The sequence below is a fragment of the Desulfobacterales bacterium genome (assembly GCA_028704555.1).
GTDB lineage: Bacteria > Desulfobacterota > Desulfobacteria > Desulfobacterales > JAQWFD01 > JAQWFD01.
Window position 1 is genome coordinate 61486 of sequence record JAQWFD010000020.1, and the last position, 12303, is coordinate 73788.

The 12303-nt window shown below is 48.2% G+C and carries 12 protein-coding genes and 1 tRNA gene; 9 read left to right on the forward strand and 4 right to left on the reverse strand.

The window, feature by feature from the left end; all coding sequences use genetic code 11:
* Nucleotides 1-82 precede the first annotated feature (82 nt).
* The gene (selD, locus tag PHQ97_09170) at nt 83-1132 is read right to left on the reverse strand and encodes a selenide, water dikinase SelD (GenBank protein ID MDD4392900.1); all 1050 of its coding nucleotides are present in this window, start codon (nt 1130-1132) and stop codon (nt 83-85) included.
* Between the two features lie 277 nt (nt 1133-1409).
* Here selD and PHQ97_09175 point away from each other — a divergent pair, with 277 nt between their 5' ends.
* Together PHQ97_09175 and PHQ97_09180 are read left to right on the forward strand one after the other, a co-directional pair.
* Nucleotides 1410-2765: a TrkH family potassium uptake protein gene (locus PHQ97_09175; protein MDD4392901.1), complete on the forward strand. Its 1356-nt coding sequence runs from the start codon at nt 1410-1412 to the stop codon at nt 2763-2765.
* 12 nt (nt 2766-2777) lie between these two features.
* Nucleotides 2778-3434, forward strand: a complete 657-nt coding sequence (locus PHQ97_09180) for a TrkA family potassium uptake protein (GenBank protein MDD4392902.1) — start codon at nt 2778-2780, stop codon at nt 3432-3434.
* Nucleotides 3435-3566: 132 nt separating this feature from the next.
* On the opposite strand, the gene PHQ97_09185 is transcribed toward PHQ97_09180, so the two are convergent.
* Nucleotides 3567-3827, reverse strand: a complete 261-nt coding sequence (locus tag PHQ97_09185; GenBank protein ID MDD4392903.1) for a TetR/AcrR family transcriptional regulator — start codon at nt 3825-3827, stop codon at nt 3567-3569.
* 271 nt (nt 3828-4098) lie between these two features.
* On the opposite strand from PHQ97_09185, the gene PHQ97_09190 reads away from it, so the two are divergent.
* Nucleotides 4099-4650, forward strand: coding sequence for a DUF177 domain-containing protein (locus PHQ97_09190; protein ID MDD4392904.1), 552 nt, complete (start codon nt 4099-4101; stop codon nt 4648-4650).
* Nucleotides 4651-4940: 290 nt separating this feature from the next.
* On the opposite strand, the gene PHQ97_09195 is transcribed toward PHQ97_09190, so the two are convergent.
* Both PHQ97_09195 and gltX read right to left on the reverse strand, forming a co-directional pair.
* A tRNA-Gln gene (locus PHQ97_09195) sits at nt 4941-5014 on the reverse strand.
* A gap of 146 nt (nt 5015-5160) precedes the next feature.
* Nucleotides 5161-6564: a glutamate--tRNA ligase gene (gene gltX / locus PHQ97_09200; GenBank protein ID MDD4392905.1), complete on the reverse strand. Its 1404-nt coding sequence runs from the start codon at nt 6562-6564 to the stop codon at nt 5161-5163.
* A 450-nt stretch (nt 6565-7014) separates the two neighbouring features.
* Between gltX and rpmF the strand changes: the two genes are divergently transcribed.
* The 6 genes from rpmF to PHQ97_09230 all read left to right on the forward strand — a co-directional run.
* The gene (gene rpmF / locus PHQ97_09205) at nt 7015-7197 is read left to right on the forward strand and encodes a 50S ribosomal protein L32 (protein ID MDD4392906.1); all 183 of its coding nucleotides are present in this window, start codon (nt 7015-7017) and stop codon (nt 7195-7197) included.
* Between the two features lie 18 nt (nt 7198-7215).
* Complete coding sequence (locus tag PHQ97_09210) at nt 7216-8871, forward strand: acyl-CoA dehydrogenase family protein (protein MDD4392907.1); 1656 nt, start codon at nt 7216-7218, stop codon at nt 8869-8871.
* Entirely contained in the window at nt 8872-9612 is a 741-nt protein-coding gene (gene fabG, locus PHQ97_09215) for a 3-oxoacyl-[acyl-carrier-protein] reductase (GenBank protein MDD4392908.1), read from the forward strand. It abuts the gene before it with no gap.
* Between the two features lie 18 nt (nt 9613-9630).
* On the forward strand, nt 9631-9861 hold the full coding sequence (acpP, locus tag PHQ97_09220) for an acyl carrier protein (GenBank protein ID MDD4392909.1): 231 nt from the start codon (nt 9631-9633) through the stop codon (nt 9859-9861).
* A gap of 338 nt (nt 9862-10199) precedes the next feature.
* On the forward strand, nt 10200-11441 hold the full coding sequence (fabF, locus tag PHQ97_09225) for a beta-ketoacyl-ACP synthase II (GenBank protein MDD4392910.1): 1242 nt from the start codon (nt 10200-10202) through the stop codon (nt 11439-11441).
* Between the two features lie 575 nt (nt 11442-12016).
* On the forward strand, nt 12017-12303 hold a 287-nt coding region (locus PHQ97_09230), incomplete at its 3' end, for an RpiB/LacA/LacB family sugar-phosphate isomerase (protein MDD4392911.1).

Sequence of the window (12303 nt, forward strand, 5' to 3'; positions counted from 1 at the left end):
CCTGCGTTTAAAAACTGACCATATTCGATGACTTTGCCGGACGTTTTCCATTGCCATTTCATTCGAACGCGTCGGATTGACGCTATAACACTACAATCTTTTCGCCAATTTCAGCGGATACTTCTCCAATAATGGAAGAATGGTCTAAGGCGTGTTTGTTTAAATCATCAAGCAGCTTATCCGCTGATGTTTTGTCCACGCAGATCAGCAGCCCGCCGGATGTCTGGGGATCGAACAATACATCCTGAACCGCTGGGGTCAGGGTCGCCGGGAAATCGATCATCGACTGCCTGAATTTTCGGTTCTCGAAGGCACCGCCGGGGACAAGTCCCATGGCGGCAAACTCGATGGCTTCTTCGAGCATCGGAATGCGGTCGGAAAACAGTCTGATTCCCATGCCGGAATGGATCACCATCTCAGCAAGATGTCCCAGAAGACCGAATCCAGTTATGTCTGTACAGGCATGAACCGGATAATTCGTCATAATTTCCGCTGCATTGCGGTTTAACATGGCCATCAGCCGGGTAACCCTTTCGATGAGATCGTTACTGGCCATTCCCCCTTTGATGGCGGTATTGATGATACCGGTACCCAGCGGCTTGGTAAGAATCAGCAGATCACCTGCCTTCAGATTTTTTTTTGTCAAAACCTGATCGGGATGAATAAATCCCGTAACCGACAAACCATATTTCAATTCTCTGTCTTCCACACTGTGCCCGCCTATCAGAACGACTTCAGCTTCTTTCAGCTTGTCGATTCCGCCCTGGAGGATTTGCCGGAGAATAGACAGATCCATCTGCTTTAAGGGGAATGCAACCAGGTTCATGGCGGTTTTTGGAATGCCTCCCATGGCATAGACATCGCTCAGGGCGTTTGCTGCGGCGATCTGACCAAACCAGTAGGGATCGTCAACCACCGGTGTGAAAAAATCGACGGTCTGAATCATTGCAATGTCTTCAGTAATTTTATAAACGCCGGCATCATCGGCTCGATCCAGGCCGACGATAACATTTGAATCCGTTGGAATATCGAGTCCGCAAAGTGCCTTATCCAGGGCCCCTGGAGGTAGTTTTGACGCTCAACCCGCGGAGGTAACGGTTTCGGTCAGCCGAATGGATATAGGTAATTTCATATGAATCTCCGGAATCTTGTGTTGAATCCATAAATATACTATAGACTTTCGTGACATGCAGTTATACACAACAACAGCTTATGTGCTACCCGCGTTGATACCCTGTATAATAATCCGATATCATTTACGGGGCAAGAAATTTTATTGATTTTTATTCAATTGGCAAGCAATTTAGCGGCTCGCTAACAAACCGATTCGTTTGTCGGAATTTTTTTTAAATTTTAGTCAGACCGGTATCAACAGGTAAAAATCCGGATTCAAAGGGGTTTGAAAGAATATGAAGTTGATTAAGGAAATGCACCCGGCCGCTATTGTGTTGACAAGCTACCTGATTGCCGTTGTCGTGGGCACATGTTTTTTGTTGATTCCGTTTGCAACGGTATCCGGGCATATTTCTGTAGTGGATGCACTGTTTACCGCTACTTCGGCTGTATGTGTCACCGGGTTGATCGTGGTGGATACGGGGACCTGCTTTTCCGGTTTTGGGCAGGCTGTGATTCTGGTATTGATACAGCTGGGTGGATTGGGCATTATGACGGTATCTGTCACCGTTTTTCAACTGGTCGGGCGAAGCATATCTTTCAGATACCGGATGATCATACAGGAAGGGTTCAGTCCTGCGCCAAGACAAGATATTTATCAGCTGCTCAAAGCCATCTTTTTGTTCACGCTGGCTGCGGAGGCCACGGGGACAGTTTTGTTGTTTGGGCACTGGATCGGTGAGTATCCGTGGCCAACAGCGCTTTACATGGCGGTTTTTCATTCAATCTCAGCATTCTGTAACGCCGGATTTTCCCTGTTGAGTACCAGCTTTATCGAGTACCGGTCCATGCCGGTCCTGAACCTGACGATCTGCGCGTTAATCGTACTGGGGGGAATAGGGTTTCCCGTCGTCTATGATATCTATCATAAAATCCGGTACCGTGATAAGCGGGTCAGATTATCGGTTCAGACCAAAACCGTGTTAATTACGACGGTTTTGCTTATCGGTATCGGCATGATTGTTTTTGGCGTTGTTGAACGACATATTACGCTGAAAGATGCGAGTATCTCAGAATGGTTTCTGGTCTCGCTGTTTCAGTCTGTGAGCTGCCGTACAGCTGGGTTCAATACGGTAGAAATTTCGTTGCTCAGCAATTCTACCCTGACGCTGATGATTTTTCTTATGTTTATCGGAGCGTCTCCCGGCTCATGCGGAGGGGGTATCAAAACCACGACGCTGGCGGTACTGGGCAGGTTTACCTGGAGTCGGATGCGGCGGCAGATCCGTGTCAACATGTTTAAAAAAAGTATTCCTTCGGAAGTCGTAACCCGGAGCATATCGCTGGTTATCATATCGGTGTTTCTGATATCGGTGTTTTTGTTTCTGCTGCTGGTCACGCATCAGAGCCGTCTGCCTCATCAGGCCACCGCAGGGCAGTTTTTGACCTTTTTATTTGAAACCGTATCGGCCTTTGGTACAGTCGGGTTGACCATGGGGGCCACTGCACAGCTCAATACCTGGGGCAAGATATTTATCTTTTTCATGATGCTTATCGGTCGGGTTGGCGTCCTGACGTTTTCTTATATAATCGCCGGGTCTGAACCCAAAAATGGTGTGGAGTACGCGGAAGAAAGTATAATGATTGGATAGCGGGTGAGGTAAATGAAAAAATTTACGATTATAGGCTTGGGTAATTTTGGATTTTATGTGGCTAAAACATTGTTTGAAGAGGGACATGAGGTCATTGCGATTGATGTTGACCGGGCCAGAGTCCAGAGAATCGAACCGTTCTGCACTGAGGCCATTGTCATGGATGCTACCGATAAAACACGGCTCAAAGCCCTTGGCCTTGATGCCATGGACAGTGTCGTGATCAGTACCGGAATCAGTATCAGCATCAGCATATTGATCTGCCTTCATGTGCAGGAAGTCGGTGTTAAAAATATCATGGTGAAGGCGGTGGATGAGGATCATGCCAAAATACTCAAAAAAGTCGGGGCATCGGAAGTCATTCAGCCGGAAAAAGATATGGCGGTCAGGGTTGCCAGGTCGCTGTCAACGCCTAACATACTTGATTTTATTCCCCTTGCCGAAGATTATAACCTGTTCCAAGTCGATCCGCCGAAGGCATTTATTGGGAAAAGTCTGAGGAATTTGGATCTTCGAGCAAAATATAATATCCATGTAATTGCAATTAAAGAGATGGTTCCGGAAAATTTTGTAATGGTGCCGCCGGCTGATTTTGTGATCAAAGACAGTGATCTTCTGATCATGCTGGGTAAATCAGAAGATATTAAACGCATCAAGTCTTTAAAGTAGGCAGTCGGGAAAGAAGCGTCGGATGGCCGGCCGGCTGTGAGCCATATCGGCAACTGAAATATTGTTTGCCGTTTCAGGCGGTTTGGCAGAAAGCTTCCATACCGGCCGTAACAAAGGGAACCAGCATCCGTATCAGGGCTTTTGCGTCTGATGGCAGTGTGACGCCTTCCGGATCTGGTTCAACGGTATCAGGCGGCGTTCAAACACGGCTTCCATGAGGGATTTTCTGGCCCTGAAGTGATAATTGACAGCGGCAAGATTGACTCCGGCCCTGCCGGTGATGGCCCGAAGGGAGGTTTTATGAAACCCTTGCGGTTGCAAACAGATCTTCGGCTGCGTCCAGAATTTTTTGTTTGGTGTCGGGGGGCTCGTTTTCCGAGGATCCATTTTCATGTTCAATCTTCCAACCCGGGTCGGTTTGAGCTACAGACTCGAAAGAACATGGTATTGTTTGCTGGGGATAATTTTAAAGAAAGGCATACGTTTAAAACAACTAATTAAAACGTATGTATGATTTTGTCTATGCTTTTGATCAGACAGGACGGAGATCCTGTGACAACGTGGACGAAACGATGACCCAAAGCCCTCAGAATGTACTGGATTGACCTGGTGCGGCAGCATCGGGGCTTGAATTGATTTTATTCGTTACAGACAGGAGGCATTGATGCGTATACGGGTGGAAACTATTCCCGATGAAGGGTTGAGCTTTAGCTATGAGGAACAGGCGGAAACATTTCCCGTCCTCAAAGAGATGTCTCAATCCGGTGAATGTAAATTTATCGCTCCCGTCACCATTCGGCTGAAGGCGATACGGGTCCGGGATATGATTGAGGTGGTGGGACAGTTTCATACGGTTGTCCGCCTGACCTGCAGTCGGTGCCTGAATGAATATGAAGCCCCGCTGAAAAGCCGGTTTTCGCTGACCTATGTTCGGGAGCTGCCGGCCAGCAGAGATGCCGCCGCAAAAAATGAAATCGAGATCGGGGAAGATGATGTCGGATTGATTCATTTTGTCGGGGAGCATATTGATTTGAGAGACGGCATCCAGGAGCAGGTCGTGCTGGCGTTTCCCATGCGGCTTCTGTGCAGCGGGCAGTGCAAGGGGCTTTGCGTACAGTGCGGGGCGGATTTGAACAAGGGCGATTGCGGCTGCCGGCCGGAACGATCCGGTAGCGGATTTTCTGCGTTAAAGGATGTAAAGGTCAGGCAGAAATAGCGCGGCCGTATTCATGGCAGGAAAATGACTCCTTCGGAAGAAATAGCGGCGTCTTTCGGGGTTGACGGGGTATAATTTTCTATCGTGTCGGTCAATCAGATCTACCCTGCCAGCAGACCGGTATCTGCTTTTAATTTAATATAAACCGCTGGTGAAGGAGCCGGACAGGTCTATCCGATCCGGTGGGGGAATGCTGGTATTTTATCTGTCATGAGGCACGGGTCGGACGTGCGAGTCCGTCAGAAATGAAAAAAGGAATTACAGCCCGAAGCTGTAATTCCTTTTTTATTTGGCTGAGGGACCAGGATTCGAACCTGGGTTAACGGGGCCAGAACCCGTCGTACTGCCGCTATACGATCCCTCATCAATAATAATTGTTAATTTATAATCTGAAAAAATACACAAACAATCAGACAAAGTCAAGAAAAATTTGAAATTCAGGTAAAAACCGATGCCGCGCAGCCAGAGACGTCCGGGCGGTTTGTATATTTTTTCTCAGACGGATCTCTGTCAGGCCAGTTTGCTGATGTATTCAAGAGCCTTATCGATTCTATCGATGACCTTCCGGAGCCCTAAAATTTCGACAATTTCAAATATCCCGGGGCTTGCGGTCTTGCCCGTCAGCGCCACTCGAACCGGTTGAGCGATTTTTCCCAGTTTGAGGCCGGTATCGTCCATCACCTGCTGAAAACAGTCTTCAAGGTTTTTCTCTGTAAAATCATCGAGATGGAGCAGTTTGATTCTCAGCAGCTCCAGAGACGCCAGGGATGATTTTTTGAGAAACTTTCGGGCGGCGGTTTCATCGTAGATGATATCATCCTGAAAATAAAATAAAGCCCCTTCAGCCATTTCGATCAGGGTTTTGCTTCTGGCCTGAAGTGTCCGGATAATTTTCTCAAGAACGGGTCCTTCTTCGGTCTGAATGCCTTTGTCCTTTAACGCGTCAACCAGCAGGGGAGCCAGTCTGGACGGTTTCGATGCCCGGATGTGTTCTGCGTTGAGCGCCAACAGCTTGTCCAGATCAAATACGCCCGGTGATCGTCCGATATGTTCGATGGAAAATTTTTCGATCAGCTCCGGAATGGTAAAAAACTCCTGATCCCCATGTGACCATCCCAGACGAACAAGATAGTTCAGAAACGCTTCCGGCAGCAGTCCCATATCCTTGTACGCCATGACCGATGTGGCCCCGTGTCGTTTGCTCAACCGGGTCCGGTCTCCGCCGAGTACCATCGGAACATGTCCGAATGTCGGCAAAGCGCTTCCCAGTGCTTTGAACAGCAGTATCTGTTTGGGGGTGTTGCTGACATGGTCGTCTCCCCTTATGATGGTATTAATCTGCATGGTGATATCATCGACTACCACCGCCAGATTATAGGTGGGTGTGCCGTCGCTTCTCTGGATAATGAAATCATCCAGCTCTGAATTCTGAATGACGATATTGCCCTTGACGATGTCATGAATAACGGTTGTTCCGGATTGAGGGGTTCTGAATCGTACGACGGCGTTGTCGGATTGCGGAAGAGACTTGTTTCGACAGGTGCCATCGTATTTCGGGTTATTTCCCTGTGCTATGGCCTTTTGTCTCATCTCTTCAATGGCCTCTTTGCTGCAGGTGCAGTAATACGCATGCCCGGAATCCAGAAGTTTTTGAATGTATTCCCGGTAAACGGGAAAGCGTTGCGTTTGGAAATACGGCCCTTCGTCCCAGTCAATTCCAAGCCATTCCAGTGCGTTGAAAATAGCATCCACGGATTCCTGGGTGGATCGTTGACTGTCCGTGTCTTCAATTCGCAGCACAAATTTACCCTTCATGTGACGGGCATACAGCCAGTTGAAAAGTGCGGTCCTTGCACCACCGACATGCAGGTATCCTGAAGGGCTCGGCGGAAATCGAGTAATTATGGGATTCATTTTTATCAAGCCTTTATTTTATAAGTTAAATTATTTTACGTAAAAATAACAATAAGTTAAGCTATATAAACGCAACAAATTCTAAGAATTTCATTTCTATTTAAATTGCTTAACTATCACTTATATAAAGTAAAATAGCAGGGTGCAGGGTTTGGAGACATACGGTTGTCAAAAAAATCTACCCGGACCCAACGGGAATGGTATCTTGATGTAAGGCCATTGGCGTTGCCAAATAAAATATAAAATTCATTGGGTTAAATATAAACAGTGGCTAATTTTAAAAATGAATTTAATAGCACATTAGGACGGAGAGCACAAGGGGGGCATCCTGGAAAATGTTTAAAAAGGCTTGACAACCTTCCGGTTTTGAAATACTAGAGGAAAATCGGTTAAATAAGGAGTGTTAATAATCAATATTACTAATAATTTCAAGCTATAGGAGATTTACTTATGGCTGTACCTAAGCGTAGAACGTCAAAGTCAAAGAGGGATATGCGTCGGGCCAATCAGAAGGCCGAGGCCCCCAATGTATCGGTTTGTCCACAATGCGGAGAGGCCAAGCTGCCTCATCATGTATGCCCCAGCTGCGGAGCCTACAAAGGTAAAACGGTAATTGGAACCGACGAAGACTAAAATTTAACGGTGATTTTTATGGGCGAACCAACCCCGGTTCTCAAAGGTCCGGATGATGAATCAAGGCAGATGATCGTGGATATGGTCAGGCAGCTGAAAAAAAAGCTCCTGACCCGGGATAAAATTCTTGAATACGATAAAGGAGAAATATTTCCTGAAGAAACGATTCGGCAGCTTTTGGGTCCGGAGATTGGCTTGCAGCTGCTTTTTATTCCTGAAATTTATGGTGGAATGGGTGGCGGCGCTCGGGATTGCGTTGCCGTCACCCGGGAGATGGCCAGGATCTGTCTGGGGATAGGTACGGCTTTTTTTGCGGTTCAGCTCGGGGCCGATCCTATTATCGTAGGAGCGACGGACGAGCAGAAGCAAAAGTGGCTGGGAAAAATCGCCGAGGGCAATTTTCTGGTGGCCTATGCCGTGACGGAAGCCGATGCCGGAAGCAATCTGGCCGCGCTGAAGACCAAAGCGGAGCCCGAGTTCGATGGGGCCGGAGAGGTCATCGGATACAGGATCAACGGTACAAAACAGTTTATATCCACCGGCGGATATGCAGATTTTATCACGCTGCTTGCCAATACCCCTCAGGGGCCCTCTTTTTTTATTGTAGAAAAGGGCACGCAAGGGTTTGTTCAGGGCAAGGGGGAAGAAAAACACGGGATACGGGCTTCAAATACATCGGCGTTGTCATTTTCGGATGTGTTTGTTCCGGCGGTCAACCTGATCGGGATGGAGCCCGGGCAGGGTCTCAAACAGGCAAATCAGGTGTTCGGATATACCCGATTGATGGTGGCGGCAATGGCGTTGGGGGCTGGAGAATCTGCTCTTGACATCGCGATCCGCTATGCCGCGCAAAGAGTTCAGTTCGGGACCACGCTTTCGGAAAAGCAGGGCTATGTACACAAGCTCATTGTTCCAAATGTCGTCATGATTGAGGCGGCAAAAGCGTATATCGACGAAGTTGCGATCCGGCTGGATTCCGGGGAGAATGATCTTCAGGTGGAAGGCTCCATCGCCAAGCTGTTCGTAACGGAGGCGGCAAACAAGACGGCTGACGATTGCATGCAGGCGCTTGGCGGATACGGGTACATCTCCGAATTCGAAGTGGAAAAAATAAAACGGGATGTAAAAATTACCTGCATTTATGAAGGCACCAGCGAGATCCAACAAAATATCATCAGCACCTTCCGATGGAAAAAAACCCGTAAATCCAAAGGCGGATTTTATAAGGCCATCAGCGCTGAAATGAGTCAGCTTCATGACATAACACCAGATGCGGGCTGCCGGTACTGTGGTCTTGCTGCGACCGTTCTGAACGAAACGATTATGCTCGCTCATGAACACAGGCTTGTCAGGCAGCAGGGGGTAATGTTTTTACTTGCCGATATGATGACGGCCGTTGAAGTTGGGGCCAGTCTGGCAAGGAAAGCCGTTTCGCTGACCCGGATCGGATCTGATGACGCCGCCATGATCAGGGCCGCGTCGAGAGTTTTTGCCAATCGGGTGGTCCATACGGTTTGCGACAATATGAAAAAAATCCTGATGGGAACCGGCGCTCCGGATTTTAACGTGGCAGCGGATGTGATCAAATCGCCGGCATGTGAAGCGATGATGGAAAGTTACCGGAATGTGATATGTGACATGGATCTGGTGGCGGATCAGGTATTTAAGAGGTGAATAATGACAAAACGCACCGTCATCGTTACCGGCGGCTCAAGAGGCATCGGCAGGGCCATTTGTTTGTCTTTTGCCGCACCGCATACGCGTATTTATTTGAATTATGCTGCTTCGACCGAGGCAGCGGAAGAAACGTGCCGGCTTGTCGCTGAAGCCGGCGGCGAGGCTGTTGCGGTGCGTGTGAATATAGTCTCTGAAAAAGAAGTCCAGCAGTTTTTTAAAAAAGTAACGGATGAGACCGGAAGGATTGATGTTCTGGTCAACAATGCCGGGATTACCCGCGATGGCTTGATGGTCCGGATGAGTGAATCGGATTGGGATGACGTCATGAACACCAATCTGAAGGGAGTGTTTCTCTGCACGAAGATGGCGGCCAAAGTCATGATGAAGCAGCGTAGCGGGAAGATCGTTAACATAACGTCTATTGTCGGTGTAACCGGAAATCCGGGACAGGTAAATTATTCGGCGTCCAAGGCCGGAATTATCGGTTTGACCAAGTCGTCGGCCAAAGAGCTGGCGATTCGTGGAATTACCGTTAACGCAGTTGCTCCGGGCTATATCAAGACGGATATGACAGCGAAGTTACCGGAGAGGGTAAAAGAAGCCATGACGGGTCAGATACCGCTTGGCAGAGCCGGTTCGCCTGAAGATGTCGCTTCAGTTGTGGCGTTTCTGACATCAGACAGTGCAGATTATATCACAGGGCAGGTTATCCACGTCAGTGGAGGAATGTTTATATAATTGAAGGAGGAGCATTGCATGGCTATCGTCGATAAAGTAAAAAAAATCATTGCCGAAAAATTGAGTGTCGATTTGGAGGAGGTCGTGCCTGAAGCATCGTTTGTCGATGATTTGGGAGCCGATTCACTGGACCTGGTTGAACTGATCATGTCCATGGAAGAAGAATTCGATATCGATATCTCGGATGAAGATGCGGAAAAAATGGTGTCAGTTAAAGATGCCATCAATTACATTAACAAACGCTCATAACCGATCGGGCAGGGTTCTTCAGATACATGACGGTTAAGCGGAAATGTTGATGCAATATATGTTGTCCGAATAAGGCTTTTTGGGGAACGGCTCAACACCCTGTTCCGGAAAGAGCCTTATTTGGGCCACTGATTTGTGAAGTGCCGTTAACTGCGTGCATTATACCTATATTCAAGTTCAGTGGCACTTATACCTCTATAGCAAGCACATTTTTCTTCAGTTATTATCTCAGCTGCAGCTGCACGAATTTGAACGCTGTTGTATTGACGAAAAACCCGATTTTAAAACCTGAATTGTATCAGCATAAAAAACCATCTGTCGTACAAGAGGGGGGATTTGTGAACAGGCGAGTTGTAATTACAGGTTTGGGGCTTATAACGCCTCTGGGAATAGGTGTGGATGAAACCTGGGCGGGGCTTTGCGCCGGAAAATCCGGGATTTGTGAAATTACAAAATTTGATGCATCCGGGTTTGAAACTAGAATTGCCGGAGAAGTGAAAGGCTTTCATGCTGAAGATTTTTTGCCAAAAAAAGAGGCAAAACGGATTCATCCCTTCATCGCCTATGCGGTAGCGGCCTCAAAAATGGCTGTTGAGAACTCAGGGTTGAAAATAGATGAGCGAAATTCAGGCAGGATCGGGGTCGTAACCGGATGTGGTCTCGGGGGGCTTTCCATGCTGGAGGAGACGGCTAACATTGTTTCGACCCGGGGGCCCAGACGGGTCAGTCCGTTTTTCATTCCCATGTTGATCGGCAATATGGCACCGGGAATGGTTTCCATTCACACCGGTGCAAAGGGACCGAATATGTCGCTGGCAACTGCCTGCGCTGCAGGGACACATGCCGTGGGCGAGGCCTTTAAGATGATTCAAACCGGCAGGGCGGATGCCATGATTACCGGTGGCGTTGAATCTGTAGTTACCCCGACGTGTGTTGCCGGCTTTAACGCGATGAAGGCCCTGTCTACCCGAAATGATGATCCGGAGAAAGCCTCCCGGCCGTTTGACCGGGACCGGGATGGGTTTATTATAGGTGAAGGCAGCGGCATGATGGTCCTTGAATCTCTTGAAAGCGCATTGGACCGGGGGGCACATATCTACGCGGAAGTTGTAGGTTTCGGGGCAAGCGGTGACGGGTTTCATATGACCTGCCCGGCGCCGGACGGAGAGGGCGCTGCGAGGTGCATGCAGGCCGCGCTGGATGATGGCGGAATTTCGTATGATAAAATCGATTATATCAATGCCCACGGGACCTCGACACAGCTCAATGATATTAATGAGACGGTGGCCATCAAAACCGTTTTTAAGGACCGGGCGTATGATATTGCCATATCGTCCACAAAATCCATGACCGGTCACCTTCTCGGTGGCGCGGGGGGTGTTGAGGCCGTTTTTACCGCCCTGACCATCCATGATGGAATCATTCCGCCGACCATGAATCTGGATAATCCGGATTTGGAATGTGACCTGGATTATGTGCCGAATGCCGCCAGAAAACAGGCCGTCAACTATGCGATGAGCAATTCGTTTGGTTTTGGTGGTACAAACGGAACATTGATTCTGAAACGATACGATGCATAGCAGGGGTTTTTTTGAAAATTCTGTTTTTTCGGATGCGGCTGGTTTCAGATCCCAATTTTCCGGATAGGCGTTATCAAATTTGTCATCACGGGATTCGCAAAAGGCCGATTGCCGACAGCAGCCTGTAAAGGTTCAGATGCCGTTCGTCCATGCTGATTGGCTGGTAGCTGGTGGGTCACTCATCAGCTACCAGCCGAAATCAGCGCTTCAGTGGTGATAAAAACAGCGCGATAAAGAAATCCAGTTTTACCAGATTCTCTTCAACCCCCTCATTTCATGCGTTTCAACTGCTGACAGCTTGTTTTATATTCAGCCAGCGAATTCGAAATTGAAACGTCGTCCTGTATCTTCTCTGAAATAATCGTGTTTTTGATGTTGCGGTAAAGAAGTTTTTTAGATATGTTAACAGGTTATCTCGGCAAAGGTGTCTTGATCCGCAGCCGTATCTGATTAATTCTGAAAGACCCGGTGGCTGTCCAGACTGTTTCAGGTCGGCAAGTTGATCATGGATACGGGCGGTTAAGGGGACAGGGGGGCAAGATCATCAATAAATTGTTTCGAGGCGGGAAAAGAAAATGAGTGATGGTAAAATTCATATAATTATCGGCAGTGATCATGCTGCTTATGGGTTGAAAGAGGCTGTCAAGTCGTATCTGGCTGAAAACGGTTGTGAAGTCATCGATGTCGGAACCGATAGTGAAAAATCGGTAGATTATCCGGATTTTGGCATGAAGGTGGCCCGCATGGTTTCCGCAGGAACGATACAGCGGGGGATTCTGCTGTGTGGGACCGGCATAGGAATGTCTATGGTTGCCAACCGGTTTCCCCATGTTCGTGCCGCACTTTGTAACGATGTTTACTG